Source organism: Massilimicrobiota sp. mt181 (genome assembly GCF_055420065.1).
In genome coordinates this window covers 36,833-59,498 of the sequence record NZ_JBVAYN010000016.1, presented here as the reverse complement: position 1 = coordinate 59,498, position 22,666 = coordinate 36,833, and the positions used below count along the sequence as shown (strand labels likewise).

Below are 22,666 nucleotides of genomic sequence, written 5' to 3'. Positions count from 1 at the left end.
TAAAAGGAGTTGAAAAAACAACTCCTAACATATTATTTTACTTTTAATTTTAATGATGATTTGCTTCAGTCATTGTTATTATTATCTATAGCATAAAAAAGCTAGTGAATGTATATAAAATTATCATGGCTATGAATAACGGGTTATAATCTAGGATTTATATTTAAAACATTTTTGTCATTCTTCTTTGATTCTCATTCCATTTTTGATTAAAAAATATGTTCACTTCTGTAGAAACAATAAACATATACACATTAAAGCCCTGATTCTTCCAAAATAGTAAAAAATTCTTCTTCAGTATGTGTTTTTATTTTTCCTTCTTTGATGAGCTTATATTTTTCTAAAGTTCTATTTTCAAATTCTTCATCAATACTATCATTATAAATTTTTATCATTTTCGTTAATAAATCTGTAGGTATTTTAGAAATACCATTAGAAGTTGGAAAATCATTTACATTCAATTTATAATCCATGAATATCGCCTCTGCTTATAATATACCATAATATCAAAGAAAAATATACTCTTAAATTAGAGATAAAACACGTAGCGTTTCATATTATAAATTTTTTTTAAAACACACCTCGGTTCATCAAAAAAAAGAACTCAGTTAAGAATTATGAGTTCATTTTATTTGAAATTCGAATTTTATCTTGAAATTGATTGGAAAACATAAATAACGCTTGATAAAGTTCGTTCGTAATTTCTTGGACATTTTTTTCCGGTATCTGATTAATCCATATATTAATAGTATTAAAAAGGATTCCAGTCCATATAATATCACAATAATCATATTTTTTTGTTGCCACTTTTTGATTCAAAACATCAAGAACTATAGAAGAAAGATGATTGTCAAATACAGATTTAACAAAATCCTTATGCTCAGATATTTGAGAAAAAATAACATTTAAATCATGATAAGCATCACCATTTAATTTTCCTACGAATTTTTCTACTTGATTTTTTATAGTTTGAATAAATAAATCTTGTTTTGAAGTATAATTCTTATAAAATGCCGATCTTGATACTCCAGCTTTTTTTACAATGCAAGTAACTGTGAGTGTTTCATAGGATTGACTTTTTAATAAAATAATTAAAGATTCTTGAAGACACGATCTTACAATTTTTTTAGATTCTTCATTATTCGCTATCAATGTATCCTTTTGCTTTTGAGTCAAAAACATAAACATAATCCTCCTTTTTGTCCACTCCAATAATTGCTTATAGTATTATTAAATTTATCTAGATATAATGATATTATATTATAATTTAAAAAAGAGAAAGGAGCTATAAAATGTTATTAAAAGATAAAATTTGTTTGATTACAGGAAGTGGTAGTGGTATTGGTAAAGGTATTGCAAAAGTATTTGCTAGAGAAGGAGCAAAAATCGTTGTCGTTGATTATAACGAAGAAGCCGCAAAAGAAGTTGTCCAGGAAATTAATACAGCTGGTGGAAAAGCTGCTTATTATAAGGCAGACGTCACTCAAGCAGCAGATATTAAAGCAATGATTGATTTCACAGTTAAAGAATTTGGGCATTTAGATGTTGCAGTCAATAATGCAGGTAAACAAGGAAAAACTCTGAATGTTGTTGATATGCCAATAGAAGAATTAAATGATGTCATGGAACTAGATTTGAATGGTGTTTTCTTATGTATGAAAGAAGAAATTAAAGATATGCACATATCTGGAAAAGGTGCAATCATCAATATTTCATCTGTGTCTGGATTACAAGGCAACCCTGGCCTTTCATCATATAACATCAGTAAACATGCTGTTCTTGGCCTTACAAAATCAGCTGCCTTAGAAGAAATTAAAAATAATATACGAATCAATGCAGTGTGCCCAGGTGCTACTATGACTCCGTTAATTGAGAAATTCAAAAATGAAGATCCTGAATCATTTCAAGCCATCCTCACTCAATCCAATATACCTATGGGAAGACTAGCATATCCTGAAGAAATTGGAAACGTTTGTGCTTTTTTAGGAAGTGATATGGCAAGCTATATAGTAGGTGCATCCATTATTGTTGATGGTGGTGTCACAATTCAATAAAAATAATTTATGGTTTAAAATAAAACAGGTCAATGAAAGTGAGATAATCTTGCTTTCACTAACCTGTTTTTTATATACTTTAATATAAATAATGAGAATCCCTTGTTTACAATTGATAAAAGATATTTTTATGTTTATAATAAACAAGAGTCATTGCATGAGATAATCTTTGCCTTACAATGCATTGTTTATTTCATAATATTCAACAATAAAAAAAAAGAATCGTTAAACGATTCTTTAAATATTCTATTGGCTGGGGTACTTGGATTCGAACCAAGGAAATGTCAGATTCAGAGTCTGATGCCTTACCACTTGGCTATACCCCAATCACAAAAACTATTATATAACTTTTTTTTAAAGGAGTAAAGAAAAAAATGAAAATACGTACACGTTTTGCACCTAGTCCTACTGGTTATATGCATATTGGCAACTTAAGAACTGCATTATATTGCTATTTGATTGCTAAAAAGGAACATGGAGACTTTATTTTAAGAATCGAAGATACTGATCAAAAAAGAGAAGTGAAAGATGCTCTTCATTTTATCTATCAGGTTTTAGAAGAAACAGGTCTCCAGTACGATGAAGGGCCTCAAATGGGTGGTCAATATGGACCTTATATTCAATCTCAAAGATTAGATATTTATCATCGCTATGCGAAAGAACTGATTCAAAAAGGAGGAGCTCACTATTGTTTTTGTCATCATGAAATAGATGGTGATGATCCTTGTCATCATTTAACCAAAGAAGAAGTACAACAAAAAATAAATGATGGTATTCCTTATGTCATTAGACAAACCATTCCTCAAGATGGAATGACTGCTTTTGATGATCTGGTATATGGCCATATTGAAGTAGACAATCAAACTTTAAATGAAGGTATTCTTATTAAAAGTGATGGTTATCCAACTTATAATTTTGCCAATGTTATCGATGATCATCTCATGAAGATTACCCATGTTATCAGAGGAAATGAATATCTTTCCAGTACACCTAAGTATAATTTGATTTATCAGACTTTTGGTTGGGATATTCCTCAATATATCCATCTGCCTTCTGTTAATAAGGATGAAACACATAAGTTAAGCAAACGTGATGGTGATGCTTCTTATCAGGATTTAAAGAATCAAGGTTTTTTAACAGAAGCCATTATAAATTATATTGCTTTATTAGGTTGGGCTCCAGAAGGAGATGAAATTCTTTCACTCAATGAACTCATACAACAATTTAGTATTCAACGTATTTCTAAAGCTCCTGCTATTTTTGATATAGAAAAACTCAAATGGATGAATGGTATGTATTTACGTAGTATGCCTTTTCAAGATTTTCATAAATTATTATTACCTCATTATCAATTTATAAATAAAGATGTTGATTATGAAGAGATTTCTCATGTATTACAGCCTAGACTGCTACAAATTCAAGATAGTATCATACAAGATATGCTCAATTTTATAAATCAACCTTTGCCATTTGATATAACTATTTATACACATAAAAAATTTAAAACGAATTCAGAAAAATCATTAAATGCTTTATTGCTTGTTGAAGAAAATCTTGATCAAATCAAAGATTTTCAAAACAATGATGACATTCTTACATTCTTTAGAAATCTTGCCAAAGAAAATGGAATGAAAAATGGTCAAATCATGGAACCTGTTAGAGCTGCATTAACAAACAAACGTTCAAGTGCGGGTGGTGCTGTAGAGTTAATTCATATTTTTGGTCAAGAAGAAGCACTGCACCGCATTCAAGCAGCTATTCAAAATATTAACACATACTTATAAAAAATACGATGCCTTATGACACCGTATTTTTTATATTACTTTTTAAATAAAGAACTTTTCTTGATAACATAATACCCTGCTCCAGAAGCCATCAAAAGAATCATCATTGGTAATAGAGATGTTGTATCTCCTGTCTGCGTTACCGTTTCTGTTGTATTTGCGACTTGTCCAATAGGTTTTTCAATTTCTTGAGGTTTTTGATCAGGCTGAACAGTTATTTCAATATTGCTATCAGGTTTTTGTTCAGGTTTTGTTTCTTCTTCAGGTTTTTCCTCTGGTTTTGGTTCTTCACCAGGTTTTTCTTCTTCAGAAGGTATAACAACCAAAGCATCTAATGCTTGACGTAATTGTTCATACATTTGATCAACATCTTTTTGTGATACATTTTCATCATCAATGATTGCTTCAACTTGTAATAACAATGCTTCTACTTTTGCGTAACTATCTGTTGTATATTGTTCTTTATCAAGTTGATAAGCTTCATTAAAGATAGATGTTAAATTATCTTTACGAGCCTTTTCAACAAGTCCTTCAATGGCATGATTTAAAATTTCAATAGCTTCATCCACCTCATCTTGAGTTGCATTATCATTACTGAAAACTTTTCTTGCTTTTTCTAATGCTTCAGTCACTTTTGTAATAGAATCAGGTGTATATTTTACAGTATCCAAACTCTGAGAAGCCTTATCAATAGCTGTACTTAATTCTGTCTTATCCGCCAGTTTTGTTAAAGTTGAAACTGTTGTTTCAAGATTTTCAATAGCTTTTAAAATATCTTCTTTTGTCGTTGTTTTATCATTACTTAATGCGACAAGAGCATTTAATGCTTCTGTAAACTGAGCTACACTTGCTGGTGTATAAGAAGAAACATCAAAATCTTTATATTGATCATATGCTTCAACTAATAAATCTAAATCTGTTGTATTGTAAACTTCAAATTCCCATAATGAATAACCATATTCACTGGCAGGTGTAATTCCCTGCATCTTCACATATCTTGCTTGAACAGTATCAAATGTCAATGTTTGAATGCGATTGTTACCCTCTTTTGTTTCATCAACAGATAGCATGGCTACTCCATCATCTGTATCTTTGATATGAGCCACATCTGTCCATGTTTTTGCATCATCAGATACCTGAACTTTGTATTCTGAAGCTCCAGCTCCTTCCCACATTAATACAACTTTATTAATTTCATAAGTACCACCAAGATCGACATAAATCCATTGATCATTATAATCTTGACCATCAGCATCTTTTTTTCTTAATGATACCCAACGTGATGCTGTACCATCTGCAGCATTTTGTCCAATACCTAAACCATCAAAAGCTAAAGAAGTCTTATGTGTCTTATATTCATAACTTGATTGTGCTTCTTTATTGAAAGAGATATTTTCATTTGGTCCTTCAACATCTAGGATAGCCTCACCATAGACTTCAAATTCCCATAATGAAAAGCCATATACACCACCTGGTTCTATTCCTTGCATCTTCACATAACGACCAGTAACGTTATCATAATCAAACTCATCTATACCACCATTACCATCTGTGATATGTGTGATATCTTTCCATTCTTTGGCATCATCAGATACTTGAATTTTATATTCTTTGGCACCAGCCCCTTCCCAATTTAAAACAACTTTTGAGATATCATAATTTGCTCCTAAATCAACATAAATCCATTCATTTTTAGCATCTGGTGTTTCTTTTGTTCTTAAAGATACCCAACGTGACTGTTTTCCATCAATTGAATCTGTAGAACCATCAAAAGCAAGTGATGAATAATATTGTTTGTTTCCATCTTTTGTATCAATAAATTCTGAACTTGCTTTAGAATCTTTATTTAACGCAACATTGACCTTAGGTTCCGGTTCATCAATATCATGATTGAACTTTCCATAAACTTCGAATTCCCATAATGAATAACCATATTTATTATTGCTTATATCAATACCATGCATTTTCACATATCTTGCCTGAACTTCCTGATTAAATACAATTTCATCAATACCAGGTTGCCCATTTTCCTGTAAATAGACTTGCGTCCATTCTTCACCATCCATTGATACTACAATTTCATATTTTTTAGCTCCATTACCTTCCCAGTAAAGTTTAGCACCACTTAAATCATAAATACCATTTAAATCAACTTGGATATATTCATCATTAGATTCACGATTTGAAACCCATCTTGATTGATTATTTCCACCATTATTTTCAAAGCTTCCGTCAAAAGCTCTACTCGCATCATAAACATTGTTATAAACTGATGAAGCAGTTGCTTCTTTATTGAAAGCAATATTTTCTTGAATATCAGGTTCAACAAGATTACCATAAATAGACCATTGTGCAATCTGATAATTATCTCCACTTGATTTATTGAGTTTCAAACGCACATATTTTACTTGTTGATTACCTAAATCAGTAATTGTTTCAGTATTTCCTTGTCCTTCGACTGTTTTTATCGTTGTCCAATTTTGTGCATCATCAGATATTTGAATTTCATATTGAGAAGCATAATTTGTTCCCCATTCAATATCCATATGTGAAATTTCATAAATACCTTTTAATTCTACATAAATCCATTGTTCTCCGGCTTTTTCAGAAATCCAAGATGTATTTGATTTATGATCAATTGCATTTGTTGGTAAATTTAAATCCTTAATTGTACTTGAAAATGCATTTTTATTAGATGCTATATCTTCATCTACAAACTTTCCATAAACAGATAATTCATAAATACTAATACCATATTTTAATTGTGTTGACTTATGTGAATGAACTTTCACATAACGTCCATAAACAGGCTCATCGTAACTATAACTATCAAGATATTCACTAGAAGTTTTCTTACCATCTTCAACAGTTGTCCAATTCACTTTATTGCTTGATACTTGAATATCATAATCATCAGAACATGCTGATTCCCACTGAATACTCATGGCATCAATTTGTGCATAATGCCCTAAATCGACAATAATCCAGTTATCATCTTCATTTCTTAGAGAACTCCATCTTGTTGAAGTATTTCCATCAACAGCCTTCTCTTTTGTATTACCTGGATCATTTGTTGAAGTACTGCTGACTTCAACCTCTTTATTTAAAGCCAGTGATTCACTTGCTTTCCATGTCATTTCTTTAATTTGATAATTTGCTCCTGCACCATTACCAAATTTAATCATAATATATGGATAAACACCATTTAAATCAATGATATCTTCTCCACCATCACCATTTGTCACAGATTTCAACAATTCATATTTTTGACCATTATCTGATACATAAATATCATAATCATTAGCAAAGTTTTCACCCCAAAGAATATTGAGTGTAGATAAATGTTTATTGTTTTCAGTAAAGAAACTTACCCATTGATCTTGTTGAGATTCACTTTGCCAATATGTTGCTTCATCATTATCAAATGCTTTTTCGATTCCATGACCCTCCACTTGTGAACTTGTTTGATAATGATTATCCGCACTTTCATTCATTGTCATTGTTTGACCTGCATAAGGTAAACCAGATGATACAAATGTTGTTTGTGATTCATGATTATCATCTTTCATTTGTACATTCACTGTTTCATTAGCCTTTGTGTCACTCACAGCTAATGAAATTTTTCTGACATCACTTGATTCATCAACAATGATACTACAAGGTTTATCAACAGTAATTGTCATGCCGTTTTTTAAATCTAATGAACCAGCTTTATAGAAGTTAATTTGTGTAATCTTTAATCCGTTATGTCTTACAGCTTGAATTTCACTTGTATTAGAAAGAATTTCAACAGGAATTGTTCCTTCAGCATAGCTCTTAACTTCATTGACACTCTTATCTGGTACAACAATATAAGCATAACTTTCATTATCAGGATTTAATCCATGATTAATATAAGCTTTAAATGCTGGTGCAACACCTTTTTTAGCTTCTTCTGTCCATAATGATGGATTATCCTGTTTTGCATTACTAACCACAACATCAGTATCTTCTAAAAAGACATATCCAATATCATCGTTATATAACCATTTTGTGTTATATGTTTCATCAACTGTTCCGTCTGGAACTACAGTTCCACCGACATTGACATCTTTAGCTTCACTTTGATTGAGTGTTGTATGAATATTGACTTTCTCTGTAGAATTGATTCCTGCACCTAATGCGACAAATTCATCATCAAAGAAGAAATATCCTTTTTTGACTTGTGTTCCTTTTTTATTCATATCATAGGCTGTTGCCCCATATCTTCCATCAGATACACCAATCGTATGTTCTGTTCCATTTGTAAAACGTCCAGAATTTGAATAATCTTCAACAACACGTGCAGCGGTTGTTGTTCCTGGAACATGTGCCCAGTCATAAGTTGGATAAACATTGTTATATTCTCCACCATCAACAGTAATATAAGATGAAGCTGAAGATGTCCAATAAATCAATTGTCCACCATCTTCTTGACCAGTCCAGCTTCCACGCCATTCTCCACCAATAACTTGATTAGAATCCATCTTAATATTGACACCATAATTGTTACGCATATGTGATGCATAAGCTGAACGCCACATATAATAATTTCCATTTTTACCATTTGTTGTAGTTTTATCAGTAATATTGTCTAAAATAGCCTGATATTGATTAGCACGTTCATGATCAACTTTGATCATTCTTTGTAATGGCAAAATATAAGCCGATGCATAATTTTTATAACCAATAGCTAAGTCATATGGACGATAACCAAGATACAATTCCATAATATCATCTCTAATTGTCCAGCTTGTTCCATCTAACATGTAATCAGCCATTAAATCAACAATATCTTGATCAAATTCATAGGCTGTATCATTGAGCATATAAAGCCAGTAACTCATATCTCTAAACATAGAAAGACCATACCCATTAGAATAAAACTGTCTTCCATGCATATAGAAACTATTGTCTACTTGTACAGCTTCAGCAGTATTGTCATCTTCCTGTACAACTAAACAATAACTTAAATAGTTATCAACCAATTCTTTAAGATCAATCATATGTCTATCTTTTAAAGAATCTTTATACTTTGTACCATTTTCTGTAATAATAGCGTAGTATACATAATTTTGATCAAACCAGAGATTGTTTTGACCTGTCCCATATTTTTCTGGTGTTTTCTCTAATAATTTATAAAGTAAAGTATTCATTGTATCTTCTGTAATACCTTCTACTCCATCCATCATCAAAGCAATACGAGAAAATCTTAATTGGATACCAATTTGTCTTTCCCACCAGTTTGTATTTGTTGGCTCACTGCCATTGTTAGCTTTTGTCCAATGTGCAATAGCTAAATTTAATTTTTCAATGACTTCTTTATTTTGATAAAGATCATTACCTTTAACATGATATGCAATTGCAATAGCTTGAAGACGATCCAATGCCAAATAAGGCTCCCATGCCCCACCATTGGCTGCACTTCCTGTCATTGTATAATCCACATCTGCAAAAGAACCGTCTTCTTGAATCATATCAAGATAATCTTTTGCCTTAGTTACATAACATGTTTCTACTTTTGCACCATCATCAAAAGTATTTTGAGAAATCATAAACTCTTTAAGACGTGATTTGATTGTTGCAAAATCATCATTAGCCGCCCATGTCACACTTAAAGAACTTATAACCATTCCAAGCGATAGTACAAATGATAATACCACTTTTAACACCTTTTTTATCATGAATAGACCTCCCTTTCCTTGTAAACGCTTACCACACCATATATTTTTAAATAATATAACTTGAATTACAATAAACATTTACTTGAAAAAAAGATCTTCATTGAACAGAAGATCTTTCTATAAGTTGAACACTTAATAATTCAGTTTTTTGAATATAGTCCTTTCTTTGAATACGATCCACTAAACGATGGACTGCCTCCTTTCCCATACTTTCTTTTTGTACCTGCATTGTTGTAAGGGGTGGATTCAACTTGGCTGCTAAAGGTGTATCATCAAAACCAGTCACACCTATATCTTCAGGAACTTTTATTCCTAGATTTGTTAATGCTTGAATGACAATAAAAGCATTAGAATCATTCGCACAAATGAGAACTTCTGGTAATTCTTTTGATTGAAGTCTTTTTTCTATTTCATCCGTTTGGTGATTGAGAACATATTTTTCAATGTGATCTAAGAAAGAATATTTTTGAATATATGTATTATCATGAAATGTTTGAATCATATGATGATTCATCAAAGCCATTTTATATCCTAAAAAACGATCTTGAAAACTTAAAGAATAATCTAAATCACCAAAGAACCCTATCTTTTGATATCCTTTTTGTATAATATAATTCGTCATCATATAACCACCCTGTTTATTATGGGTTAATACACAATCCAAGCTATCATACAATGATGTAAAATCAACTAATACAATTGGTATTCCCGTTGTCTTCAATTTTTTTAAATTCATATCAGAAATCTTACCTACAATAATGATTCCAGCGACTTTTCTTTCCACAATACATTCAGGTATATCCATATATTGATCTTCAAAATAATTCATTATAGATGAATACCCTAAATTCTTAGCTTCTTCCACAATAGATTTTAAAACAATGGAATAAAAATGCCCTGTATCAGCATAATAACTCTGCATCAGTATACAAATATTAGACCTTGAAAATACAGATAAATATTTCCTCTTTTCATTAATATATCCCATCTCATCAGCTGTACGTAAAATCAATAAACGCATTTCATCACTGACTCCTGGTTTATCATTTAATGCAATTGAAACAGCATTAATAGAAATATTCAATTTTTTGGCTATATCTTTCATAGTCACCTTCATATGCTCACCTCCACACCTATTATTTATAATATATCATCAGATAAACGAAAAAGCCATGTATTCATGACTTTTACAATTCTTCCCCATTTGTTTCAATAACATGTTTATACCATCCAAAAGATTTTTTCTTCATTCTCTTTAAATCTTTCAAATCATCATTTGTACGATTAACATAAACCATACCATAACGTTTATTCATATTCGCACGACTACTTAAAATATCAATAGGACCCCAGACAAGATATCCTCGACAGTCTACTCCTTCTTCGACAGCTTTTTTCATTTCCGCAATATGTTTTCTCATATAATCAATGCGATAATCATCAATGATTTCACCATTTTCATTGATTTCATCATCACATCCAAAACCATTTTCTACAACATAGATAGGCATCTCATATCTATCATATAATTGACGTAATGTAATTCTTAAACCTACAGGATCAATTGTCCATCCAAATTCAGACATTTCCAAATAAGGATTTTTCTTAATCACAACATCTTCAACATTTGTTAAACTTTCTTCACCATAATGAGAAATCGTAGACATGTAATAACTAATAGATAAATAATCCGTTTTTCCTAATTTTAAAATATCTAAATCACCATCAAGAATTTCAGGCATTGTTCCTTCATTTTTCATATTTGCATAATAATAAGAGTTGTAATGTCCTCTTGCAAAAACATCTAAGAAAACATACGCTTCACTCTGTGCTTTCATACTTTCAAGTGTATCTAAAGGATGACAAGTTTCAGGATAACTTTGTACAACAGTTGCCATACCCATGACTTTTCCACCCTGTTGATGAATATAGTCATTGACTAAACTATGAGCAATTAATGTATTATGCATAATTTGATTATCAAATGTTTGTGGGTTCATCCCTTCAGGACATACTCCACCAAAAAACATCTTTGGTCCTTTTTGTAGTATTCCATTTTGTTCATTAAAAATAATCCAATAATTAACTTTATCGTTATATCGATCTACAATTTTTTTGCATAATTCTACAAAAATATCAACAACTTTTCTATTCGCAAAACCATTATATTTTTCTTGTAAAACTACTGGCATTTCAAAATGATATAATGTAGGAATAGGTTCCATTCCTCTTTCTTTTAATGCATCAATAAATTGGTCATAGAATTTGAACCCTGCTTCATTATATGTATTTTCATCACTCATCAATCTTGACCAGTCCATTGAAAAACGATAAGCATTAAATCCCATTTCTTGATACAAATCAAAATCTTCCTGATATCTATGATAGCTATCAATGCCATCTTTAAAATCAGAGAATTTTCCAGTAACAGTTAAATCACAGACAGCTGGAACTTTTCCTCCTTCATTATATGCACCTTCACTTTGATGAGCAGTCACTGCTCCACCCCATAAAAAATCTTTTCTTAACATCATATTGACTCCTTCCATTCACTACAACCGACATTATCCCTTGTTTCTACTTGAAACACAATCATTTCTTACTTGAAAAAATAAACTTTCTACTTGAAAAATAATTTTAAATTTTAAAAAAAATTAATTGCAAAATAATTGAAGATCTCATATTAATGACTAAAATTTTAAAGCTTATAGATAATAAATCATAAAACAGAAATCCGTTGTTTAATGTTTAATATCCAATCCTTTATAACCGTTATTAATAAAAAAACTCATAACTTAAATATCCACCTAAAAATTCAATGATTACAGTATAATCAGTATTCATAGAAAACAAAGAATAATTATTTAATTTATTTGTATATGATAAAGCACTTTTTTAATATAAGAACGTGAATTAAATATATACTACACTTATATTCAAGATAAATATCGAATTTTTCAAGTAAATATCTATTGTAACTTTATTTATGAATGATGATAATTGATATTAGATATTAGAAAGGAAGGATTGAAATGAATTTAAAAAGGAAATTATTAATAGGTTCTTTGACTTGTTTAATGACAATATCCAATACATGTATTGTACATGCTAAAGAACCTAACACCGGAAGAAATCTTGAACAAAGATTGTTAGAAGTAGTTGAAGATATGCCTAATATTCCCAGCAACTATAAATTAATTGATTGGGAAGACAGAGGAAAAAAATTAATTGAGTTTGTATTTGATCATACTGCTACTAACTTTGATGAAAATACTGAATTTTCAGTAAAAGATAATCGAAAATTTTCGACGATTTATCGTGATGATAAATATGGTGGATATATGATTCCAGCATTTTACGGAGAAAATAGACCTATTGTCGATAGAGAAATTGATGGAAAAATCCATGATGGTGAAGATGATCAAGAATCAATTTCTGTTACGAGTGCACTCATCTCTGCCTCACTATTAGGAATTGATATGAATAAAGAATTACCAGAAGAATTAAAGGGTAATAGTACAATTGAAAATGGTTATGAAATTAATACATATTTAGATAATGAATTAAAATATTATTGGAATGAAGATGGCGTTATTACAAATGTGCCTAATGGTTCTGATAGTAAATTACAAAATACAAACGTTTCAAATGCATATGGTGATTTCTGGTATTTATTAATCGCTAATCAAAATTTCTTTAGACTATCTGAATTAAATCCTGAATGGCGACCAGAAGAAGTTAAAGAGATTCAAAGATCAATTGCTGATAAAATGGTTGAAATGGTTGATGTATTAAAACAAAGAAGCAAAGAGACTGGTAAAGGTTTATTCGATATCCAATGCTTCGATTTTGAAAACATGAAAGCCGTTGAACCTGGATGGAGACAACCTGATGCTGCAGCTGGAACAGCAAGTATTCTTTATTATGCTTATAAAATATTTAATGAAGATAAATATTTAACTTATGCCAAAGAATGTATGGATTATTTACAAGACTTAGAATCAAACCCATATTATGAAAATATGCTCATTGATGCTGTATACTTAGCTGCAATGATGAACGCTGAAGTAGGAACAAACTATGATATTTCTAAGTTTTGGAATTGGATTACAACAACTTCTAGTAGTTCTGTAAGAAATTGGGGAAGTGTTAATTATTCACAAGATGGAATAGATGTTTATGGAATGACTGGTGAACCTAATAACGGATATTCATATTTCTTTAATTCTATCTATCCATTAACATCCATTTTACCTGCTGCTAAATATGATCCAAGTTATGCAAGAATGGCAGGTAAATGGGCGATTAATATTGCTAATGCTTCAAAATATTTTTTACCTAGTGAATGGAGCGCTGAACATCAGACAGATGGCGAATTTAAAGGTCAATTAGAAGAAAGTGTTCTAGCATATGAATCACTTAGAAAAAATGATAAAGGGAAAAACTTTTATGCAACAGGAGATGCAAAACAAAATGCAACTGGAGGCTGGATGGCCGGAGAAAATACAACAAATTTTGGACTATATGGTGGTTTCTATACTGGTTTCTTAGGTGCATTAGTTGAAGAAACAAATGTTGAAGGTATTTTAAAATTAGATTGCAACAAAACAGATTACTATCAAAATAATATGTATCAGACATATTTATATTACAATCCATTTATGGAAACTAAAGAAGTTGAAATAGATTTAGGAAACAAATATTATGATATATATGATTCTGCTGCTGGAATGTATTTAGCTAAAAATGTTACAGGAAAACAAACATTTAAAATGTTAGCTGATTCCGCACGTGTTATTGTATTAACTGATTCAAATAGTACAGTAGAATATCAAGATAATACAACTTATATTAATAATAAGCTTGTTGCACACTCAGATGCCAAAATACTTGAAGATCAAGGAACTGAACTTATTACAGATATAAGCATCGAAGGACCTGATCAAATTACACAAAGAGGACAAATTGCTAAGTATAATGCTGTTTTAACTCCAAGTGATAATATAATGGATCCAAGAATAATTTGGAGCATTACTGATGAAAATGGACAACCAACTGATAAAGCAGAGATATCAAAAGATGGTGTCGTTACCGTTAAAAAGAATGGGAAAATTAAAGTTATTGCAAATTCAATAGATGGTAGTGGTGTAAAAAGTGAAAAATTAGTTACAATTTCAGGACAAACATTAGCAAGTCTGTCCCAAGGAAAGCCAACTGTTACATCTTCTGTCAACGGTAATCATAATGGGAATTTAGCAGTTGATGGTGATGCTACAACACGTTGGATTGCTAATCCTAGTGAAGAAAACCCATGGATTTATGTTGATTTGGGAACGACAGCAAAATTAGACTTGATTATTTTAAGTTGGGAAACTGCTCGTCCTCCAAAATATGAACTTCAAGTTTCATCTGATGCACAAGATTGGAAAACAATAGCTACTGTTGATGATGAAGGAAACTCTGAAAAAACTGTAAGATTTGAATTTAATAAAGAACAACCAGAAGGAAGATATGTCCGTATTTATACAAATCAAAAATCTAATTATGGGGCTTCATTATATGAATTTGATGTTTATGGAAAATACAACATTGACGTACCTGTAGATACAATTGAGATAAATTCAGAGAATAATGTTGATACTATTACTACAAAAAATAAACCACTTCAACTATTTGCAACAGTACAACCAGAAAATGCAACTGATAAAAGAGTTGAATGGTTTGTAACGAATGTTGATGGATCTGATACCGATTTAGCAGAGATTACTTCATCAGGAAAATTAATTCCTTTAAAAAATGGTACTGTAAGAGTCACTGCAAAAGCTGTTGATGGAAGCAATAAAGAAGGATACATGGACATCATATTACAAAATCAAGACAAAGAGAATTTAGCATTAAATAAAAAAGTCTATGTTTCAAACTCTGAAGGTAGTAATCCAGGTCAAAATGCAGTTGACGGAGATACAAACACTCGATGGGCTGCAGGCGTACAAGATGACAATCAATGGATTACAGTTGATTTAGGTGATATATACAATATTAATAAAACTGTTTTATATTGGGAAAATTCATATTTAAGTGAATATAAAATCCAAGGATCAATGGATAATGTACATTTCCAGGATATTTACGTTCAAAATAATAGTAAAGGTGAAGTAGAAGAGATCGTCTTTGATGATACACCAACTAGATACGTAAGAATTCAAAGTATAAAAAGAGGTACAAATTATGGACCTTCTCTCTGGGAATTTCAATTATATGGAACATTATATGAAAAAACATATGTACAAGATATTGAAATTAGAACAGAAACTGGAAAAAATGAAATTAATACGAAAAACAAGCCATTGCAAATGAGTGCAATTATAAGTCCTGATGATGCAACTGTTAAAACTGTAGAATGGTCTGTTTACAATAAAGATGGTACTGAAACAGATTTAGCAACAATTACTGCTGATGGTAAACTTATTCCTAAAGAAAATGGAATTGTTAAAGTTGTTGCAAAAGCAACAGATGGAAGTCAAGTTGAAAAGAGTATTGAAATTAAAATAACTGGACAAGATGCACAAAATATTGCTTTAAACAAAAATATAACTGCTACATCTGAAGATGGAGGTAATCAGGCAATAGATGCTATTGATGCAAACTACAGCACACGTTGGGCATCAAATGCAAACGACAACGAATCTATAACTATAGATTTAGGAAGCTTATACTATGTCAATCAAGTTTCTTTAGCTTGGGAAGCTGCTTATGGTAAAGAATATAAAATTGAAGGATCACTAGATGGTAACGAATTTTTTGAGATTCAACATGTTACTGATGGTGATGGAGAGATAGACAATATTTATTTTGATAGCAAACTTTTACGTTATGTAAGAATGCAAGGAATTGAAAGAGCTACTCAATATGGATATTCTATTTATGAATTTGAAGTTTATGGAAAAGCTTTAAAAGAAGATTTACGTATTTTATATGATGCAGTCAAAGATACTGATGAAGCATTATATACACCAAAAAGCTTTGAAGCATTTAAAAAAGCTTTAGATACAGCAAAAGCTGTATTAGAAAAAGAAGAAGTCACTGAACAAGAAGTTAAAGAAGCTTATGATGCTTTAACATCAGCTAATGAACAATTGCAATATAAAGCTGATAAAACATATTTAAAAACGCAATTGGATAAAGCTCATACTTTAAAAGAATCTGAATATACACCAAATAGCTATGCTCAGTTTAAAGAAGTATTATCCAATGCACAAAAAGTCTATGATAATGAAAATGCCACTCAAGAAGAAGTGCAAGAAGCAGAAAAAGCATTAAAAGATGCCATTGAAAACCTTGTATTAAAAGCTGATAAAACAGAATTAGGAAAATTAATCGAAAAAGCTAAAGGAATTAATTCCAAAGATTATACTCCTGAAACTTTCAAAGCATTGAATGAAGCACTTAACATTGCTCAAAAAGTTTATGATAATGAAAATGCTACTCAAAAAGAAGTACAGGAAGCAGAAAAGACATTAAAAGATGCCATTGAAAACCTTGTATTAAAAGCTGATAAAACAGAATTAGGAAAATTAATCGAAAAAGCTAAAGGAATTAATTCCAAAGATTATACTCCTGAAACTTTCAAGACATTGAATGAAGCACTTATCGAAGCTCAAAAAACTTACGATAATGAAAAGGCAACTCAAGAAGAAGTTCAAAAGGTATATGTACAACTCAAAGATGCTTATGATGGTTTAAAGAAAGTTGAAGTTAATGAGTCTGGCAACCCTGTAATACCTTCCAATCCAAATGACTCAAACAAACCACTAAAACCTTCTGACTCTATTCAAACTGATAGTGAAAATCGTAATGTCAATGGAGATACAGTGGATACAAGTGATTCTTCAATCATTATCCCTGGTATAATTGCTATTGCAATTTCTGGACTTGTAATTCTAAAATTAAAAAGAAATAAAAAGGCATTTCTTAAAAATAAAGTATAAATAAAAAAATCACTTGTTAAATTTAAGTTTGATTACTTTTGAATGATTAGCTTTTATGATAACTTGAAATTTCACATGTAAATTCTAAATTATTTTAGGATTCATATACTATGATTCTAAAAAAATTAAAAGTAATTACGTTGTATTGATAAAACGGTCTTCTTAGACCGTTTTTGATATTTCATATATGCTCTTTTATTTTTCTTAGCTTTCCAACCATTCTTAAAAAATAGAATTTATTCATAAAATATACTCTAAACCATGACAGAAGAAACATTTATTTTCTTCATGACTAAAAAGTCTGACTATATTATTTAAAAACCTTTTATAAAAGCAATGTATAAACTTTAAAAGATTACCATTACTTTTACAACAATGATTTTCAATCAATCAGTCTATTTTTCTTTATTGATTATATTTTCTTTTTAATGTTATAATCATAATTAGGATGTGATAAGATGAGTAAAACAACGATGAAAGATATAGCAGAAAAATTAAATATCTCTATTAATGCTGTTTCGCTTGCACTCAATGATAAAGAAGGTGTTTCTCAAGAATTGAGAATGCAGATTCTGGAATTAGCTGTAACAATGGGATATTCTCAAAAAAAATTAAATGCGAAATCAATACTGAAAAATAAAACTATCTGCGTTATGATTGAAAACAAGAAGAAAAATGATAAATATTATTATTTGGACATCCTCCAAAACTTAAAAAAAGAAGCTAATATCTTTGGATATCGCATATTAGAGGAATATTATTCACTCGATCATTTTATCATCCCTCAATGTATTAGTGAACAACATATTGCTGGAATTATTATATTAGGAAAAATATCTCAAGAAATCATATATCAGCTTAAACTGTACACTCAACACATTCTTTGTGTCAATCATTCTATTCCCTATATGAATATAAATTATATTATTACAAATGATTTTTTAGGTGGCTATTTAAGTTGTGCTCATTTAATTAAACAAGGTTGTAGAAACATTGGATTTATCGGTGACATTGAAAAATCATCTAATTTCAAACAACGATTTTATGGATATAGACAATGTATGATTAATCACTTTCATCCTAAAAAATATGAACTTATATATTTAACAAAAGGTATTGAACAAGCTGTCTTAAATAATGATTATCAGTATATTCAAAAGATGCTATTAACTTATAGAAAAATGCCTGAAGCATTTGTTTGTGTAAATGATCGTAATGCTGCAATAGTCATAAAAGCTTTACAATATAATGGATATAAAGTTCCTCAAAATATTAAAATCATTGGTTTTGATAATATGGAATTTTCTTCTCACATGACTCCATCACTTTCTACATTAGAAGTGAATAGACAAATCATCGCAAAAAAATCTATAAAAAGAATTCATGAAATGATTCATGAAAATACAATTCCTGAAACAATCATGTTATCACCATATATAATTGAAAGACAATCAACACAATAAACGAATAAAAAATCCTGAGTTTCAAAATTCAGGATTTTAACGCATATAATTAAATATTTTCCCATCATATTTTTCATTTAATGTCTGTTGACTGGTAAAAACACACGAAAAATTGTCATGAAAAACATGAAATGAATCCAATGGCTTGACTATGTCTAAGATTTTTTGATTGATTTCTTGAGATATACCAGTTTGCTGGCAAGCTTCACATTGCTCATCTGTTTTATAGAAAACATGAACTTGATCAAAAATAATTTTGATTTTCCATATATATGGTCTATGAATATTTTGTATTTCTTTTTGTACCTGGTTTAAAATTCTTTTTCTTATTTCATCTTCCAATGTATCATAACTGATAATCGAAGGACACTTTGTAGATATATGATATTTTTGACAAAGTAATAAGAATTGTTCACGAATTTTCTGTTGCTTTGTTTCATCAAAATTTATACCATTCTTCATTTTTTGTTGATCATCATGATTCCATAATATGAGTTTCAATCTGGATTGATTATCATGTGTTTGATCATAAATAAAATCATAAAGTTTTAATTGAAAAACCTGCTCAAACCATTGTTCAAATTCTAATAAAAATAAACTTTTCTGTTCTGGATGACACAGTAAATTGAATGCATGTTGATATTGTTGTTCATTTAAAAGCATAAAAACACCTCTTGTCTATTATACAACAAAGAGATGTTTTTATCTCGATTTTATTTATTTTTAGTCTAAACTCTTTGACATAATAACAAACAAATCTCTTAATTTTGAACATGATGATGAAACGTTGGAGAAGTTTCATCTAATACCTGAAAAACATATCCCTGCTCAATGAGGTAATCTAAAATATCTGGCAGTGCCTTGACAGTATTTTCTTGTGTTCCACTATCATGCATCAAAAACATAATATCTTCTCGATTCCCAATTTCTTCAATTGCTTTCTTTTTAAGACCATCTACCGTTTTAATCCCTTCTCCATCACCATTAATAGAAGTCCAATCATAATATTGATATCCTAAATCAATAACCTTTTTTGTTAAACGTGTCATGATACCATCATTATATTTCTTAGAAACAAGATTACTGGAACCACCTGGAAAACGTATAAAATTCACATTCTTCCCAATTTGTTGATAAACAACATCCTTAATTTTATTTAAATCACTTATATAATTTTTTAAAGAACTATAAATATATTCATAATCATGACTATATGTGTGCAATCCTATTGTATGCCCTTTTTGATATGCTTCTTTAATATAATGAAAATCTTTAGGAGAAGTTCCTGTCACAAAAAAAGTTGCTTTAATATGATATTGATCTAGAATTTCTAGAATTTCTTTGGTGTTTGATGATGGACCATCATCAAAGGTTAAATAACACGTTTTCTTTCCATCACTTAAAGCTTCACGATTATCATATTGACTTAAAACTTCAATCTTTCTTATAAATGTATCCTCATTACCCGATTGATCCTTAACATGATAATAAACTTCATATTCACCAATTTTACGAATATTCAATTTAGAATCATCAATGGTTAATACTGGTGAATCATCATGATCATCTTTAACAATGACATCTTTTTTTAAATCAATTTCATCTCCAATCAATAATGTAATGGGTGTCAAACCACTCACTATTGGTGGCTGTTCATCTTTTGCCTGAACTTGTACATAGGCACTTTTCTCTGATTTATTTCCATAACTATCTTCCACAACAACTACAACTTTATAAGTTTTCACTTCATGAAAAGTATAATTTTGCTGAAAATAAACTTCTGTTTTAGAATCATCACGAATGTTTTTAACCAATTCTTTTGCAGATATTGTTTCATCTTTCAAAATTGTCTTATTTTGTGTTTCAAATTGTGGAGGTAACATATCATCAACATAAACAATTAAAGTAAAAACTTTTTGATGATAAGAATAGACTATTTTATATTGACCAAGTTGACTATTATCAACTTGATTATCAATCTTGATTTCATCTTCTTCGATATGTGAAAGTTTTTCAATATATTGTAGCGGTTCAACTTCCTGATATAATGCTAAATGAATTTCTTTATCTACAAAAGTTATACGTGGCTGTAAAAACAGATAAACAATTAAGACAATCAAACAAAATACAAAAGTATAAAAAAAGACTTTTTTCATATGTATCACCAAGATACTATATGAATGAAAAGTCTTTTTTAGTCCTCCTGTTGAAAATATTCTTCAATGATTTGTCTTTCACTAAAAGGTAATGGTTCTTCATCCAAAATCTGATAATCTTCATGCCCTTTTCCTAGACACAAAATAATATCATGAGCTTCAGCATGCTCAAGAGCATAATGAATGGCTTGTTGACGATCTTCTATAACAATATATTCCCCATTTTCTTTATTGATCCCCTCAATAATATCCTGACAGATTTTTTGTACTGATTCGCCACGTGGATTATCTGCTGTTAAAATAGAGAAAGCATGATATTTTGCGACAATTTCTCCAGCTCCATAACGTCTATGCACATCTCTATGTCCACCTAATCCATAGACACAATAAATACGGTGAGGATGATATTCACTCATAGTCGATAAGATACTATCAAAAGATAACGCATTATGTGCATAATCAATAAAAACTGTATATGGACGAGGAACTGGTACCATTTCTACACGTCCTTTTACACTGACTTGTTTTAAAGCTTCTTGGATATAAGGAACATCTATATCTAAAAGATGACATATCATAATTGCGACTAATGAATTATAGACACTAAATTTTCCAGGTGTATTCGTTTGAAATGATGCTGAAATGACACCATTTGTATCAAATGTCACACCTAATATATTATCTTGACGATAAAGATTGATGTTGCAAGCCTGTAAATCACTTTCCTGATCTATAGAATAAGTTTGAATCTGACAGTGAGCACGATCTATCATATCTAAATAATGTTCATCATCCTTGTTGAATAAACCAATGCGACACATTTGAAACAATTGTTTTTTACATGACATATAATGTTCAAAAGAGCGGTGCTCATTTTCACCAATATGATCAGGTGATAAATTCGTAAAAACACCTATATCAAAATCAATACCTGTTACACGGTCTAACATAAGTCCCTGTGATGAAACTTCCATAACACAATATTCACAACCTGCTTCCACCATTTCATGCATTAATTTTTGCAGTTCAAAAGATTCAGGTGTGGTATTCTTTGTTTTCCTAAATTCACCATTTACAATAGAACCAATTGTTCCAATGATGCCGACTTTTTTATGAGCCTTTTCTAAAATAGAAGCCACCATATAAGATGTTGTTGTTTTCCCTTTAGTTCCAGTAATCCCGATGACTTTCATTTGACGACTTGGATGATGAAAGAAAGCACAAGAAAGTAACGCTAAAGCCTTTCTTGCATTATCAACTAATAAATAAGTGATTCCTTCCTGATATTCCACTGGATGTTCAATCACAATAACCTTTGCACCTTTTTGAATAACCTGATCAATAAAAGAGTGTCCATCAACCTTTGCGCCAGGAATACAAACAAATAGACTGCCTGATTGAACTGTTCTGGAATCATAATCTATTTGTGAAACTTCCTCATCTAAATGTCCTTGAATGAACTGATAATTCATTTCATCTAGTAATTCATTTAATTTCATTTTCCTCACCATTCCTCATT

General features: G+C 30.2%; 12 protein-coding genes and 1 tRNA gene. 4 read left to right on the top strand and 9 right to left on the bottom strand.

Going from position 1 to position 22,666, the window contains the following annotated elements:
* Window positions 1-254: 254 nt before the first annotated feature.
* Window positions 255-473 carry a hypothetical protein gene (locus ACZYT4_RS09945; RefSeq protein WP_463785216.1) on the bottom strand — a complete coding sequence of 73 codons (219 nt, stop codon included), beginning with the start codon at window positions 471-473 and terminating at the stop codon, window positions 255-257.
* 142 nt (window positions 474-615) lie between these two features.
* Window positions 616-1,182: a TetR/AcrR family transcriptional regulator gene (locus ACZYT4_RS09940; protein WP_463785214.1), complete on the bottom strand. Its 567-nt coding sequence runs from the start codon at window positions 1,180-1,182 to the stop codon at window positions 616-618.
* Window positions 1,183-1,292: 110 nt separating this feature from the next.
* On the opposite strand from ACZYT4_RS09940, the gene ACZYT4_RS09935 reads away from it, so the two are divergent.
* Window positions 1,293-2,054 carry an SDR family NAD(P)-dependent oxidoreductase gene (locus ACZYT4_RS09935; protein ID WP_463785213.1) on the top strand — a complete coding sequence of 254 codons (762 nt, stop codon included), beginning with the start codon at window positions 1,293-1,295 and terminating at the stop codon, window positions 2,052-2,054.
* A gap of 250 nt (window positions 2,055-2,304) precedes the next feature.
* Here the strand turns inward: ACZYT4_RS09935 and ACZYT4_RS09930 are convergent.
* Window positions 2,305-2,380 (bottom strand) — tRNA-Gln (locus ACZYT4_RS09930).
* Window positions 2,381-2,428: 48 nt separating this feature from the next.
* Here ACZYT4_RS09930 and gltX point away from each other — a divergent pair.
* A complete protein-coding gene (gene gltX, locus ACZYT4_RS09925; protein WP_463785211.1) occupies window positions 2,429-3,838 on the top strand; it encodes a glutamate--tRNA ligase in 1,410 nt (469 codons plus the stop codon).
* 35 nt (window positions 3,839-3,873) lie between these two features.
* On the opposite strand, the gene ACZYT4_RS09920 is transcribed toward gltX, so the two are convergent.
* The 3 genes from ACZYT4_RS09920 to ACZYT4_RS09910 form a co-directional block, all read right to left on the bottom strand.
* Window positions 3,874-9,540 carry a discoidin domain-containing protein gene (locus ACZYT4_RS09920; protein ID WP_463785209.1) on the bottom strand — a complete coding sequence of 1,889 codons (5,667 nt, stop codon included), beginning with the start codon at window positions 9,538-9,540 and terminating at the stop codon, window positions 3,874-3,876.
* 97 nt (window positions 9,541-9,637) lie between these two features.
* A complete protein-coding gene (locus ACZYT4_RS09915; protein ID WP_463785206.1) occupies window positions 9,638-10,657 on the bottom strand; it encodes a LacI family DNA-binding transcriptional regulator in 1,020 nt (339 codons plus the stop codon).
* Window positions 10,658-10,727: 70 nt separating this feature from the next.
* Window positions 10,728-12,071, bottom strand: coding sequence for a glycoside hydrolase family 1 protein (locus ACZYT4_RS09910; protein ID WP_463785205.1), 1,344 nt, complete (start codon window positions 12,069-12,071; stop codon window positions 10,728-10,730).
* A gap of 501 nt (window positions 12,072-12,572) precedes the next feature.
* Between ACZYT4_RS09910 and ACZYT4_RS09905 the strand changes: the two genes are divergently transcribed.
* Window positions 12,573-17,528, top strand: a complete 4,956-nt coding sequence (locus ACZYT4_RS09905) for a discoidin domain-containing protein (protein ID WP_463785203.1) — start codon at window positions 12,573-12,575, stop codon at window positions 17,526-17,528.
* A gap of 458 nt (window positions 17,529-17,986) precedes the next feature.
* Window positions 17,987-18,991: a LacI family DNA-binding transcriptional regulator gene (locus ACZYT4_RS09900; RefSeq protein ID WP_463785201.1), complete on the top strand. Its 1,005-nt coding sequence runs from the start codon at window positions 17,987-17,989 to the stop codon at window positions 18,989-18,991.
* A 36-nt stretch (window positions 18,992-19,027) separates the two neighbouring features.
* On the opposite strand, the gene ACZYT4_RS09895 is transcribed toward ACZYT4_RS09900, so the two are convergent.
* The 3 genes from ACZYT4_RS09895 to ACZYT4_RS09885 form a co-directional block, all read right to left on the bottom strand.
* On the bottom strand, window positions 19,028-19,654 hold the full coding sequence (locus ACZYT4_RS09895; RefSeq protein WP_463785200.1) for a hypothetical protein: 627 nt from the start codon (window positions 19,652-19,654) through the stop codon (window positions 19,028-19,030).
* 98 nt (window positions 19,655-19,752) lie between these two features.
* Window positions 19,753-21,147, bottom strand: coding sequence for a polysaccharide deacetylase family protein (locus ACZYT4_RS09890; protein ID WP_463785197.1), 1,395 nt, complete (start codon window positions 21,145-21,147; stop codon window positions 19,753-19,755).
* Between the two features lie 38 nt (window positions 21,148-21,185).
* Entirely contained in the window at window positions 21,186-22,646 is a 1,461-nt protein-coding gene (locus ACZYT4_RS09885; RefSeq protein ID WP_087244809.1) for a UDP-N-acetylmuramoyl-L-alanyl-D-glutamate--2,6-diaminopimelate ligase, read from the bottom strand.
* Window positions 22,647-22,666 lie beyond the last annotated feature (20 nt).

Bases quoted from the DNA above. Each gene is read 5' to 3' on its own strand.
- ACZYT4_RS09945 (WP_463785216.1), bottom strand. From the start codon at position 473: ATGGATTATAAATTGAATGTAAATGATTTTCCAACTTCTAATGGTATT.
- ACZYT4_RS09940 (WP_463785214.1), bottom strand. From the start codon at position 1,182: ATGTTTTTGACTCAAAAGCAAAAGGATACATTGATAGCGAATAATGAA.
- ACZYT4_RS09935 (WP_463785213.1), top strand. From the start codon at position 1,293: ATGTTATTAAAAGATAAAATTTGTTTGATTACAGGAAGTGGTAGTGGT.
- gltX (WP_463785211.1), top strand. From the start codon at position 2,429: ATGAAAATACGTACACGTTTTGCACCTAGTCCTACTGGTTATATGCAT.
- ACZYT4_RS09920 (WP_463785209.1), bottom strand. From the start codon at position 9,540: ATGATAAAAAAGGTGTTAAAAGTGGTATTATCATTTGTACTATCGCTT.
- ACZYT4_RS09915 (WP_463785206.1), bottom strand. From the start codon at position 10,657: ATGAAGGTGACTATGAAAGATATAGCCAAAAAATTGAATATTTCTATT.
- ACZYT4_RS09910 (WP_463785205.1), bottom strand. From the start codon at position 12,071: ATGTTAAGAAAAGATTTTTTATGGGGTGGAGCAGTGACTGCTCATCAA.
- ACZYT4_RS09905 (WP_463785203.1), top strand. From the start codon at position 12,573: ATGAATTTAAAAAGGAAATTATTAATAGGTTCTTTGACTTGTTTAATG.
- ACZYT4_RS09900 (WP_463785201.1), top strand. From the start codon at position 17,987: ATGAGTAAAACAACGATGAAAGATATAGCAGAAAAATTAAATATCTCT.
- ACZYT4_RS09895 (WP_463785200.1), bottom strand. From the start codon at position 19,654: ATGCTTTTAAATGAACAACAATATCAACATGCATTCAATTTACTGTGT.
- ACZYT4_RS09890 (WP_463785197.1), bottom strand. From the start codon at position 21,147: ATGAAAAAAGTCTTTTTTTATACTTTTGTATTTTGTTTGATTGTCTTA.
- ACZYT4_RS09885 (WP_087244809.1), bottom strand. From the start codon at position 22,646: ATGAAATTAAATGAATTACTAGATGAAATGAATTATCAGTTCATTCAA.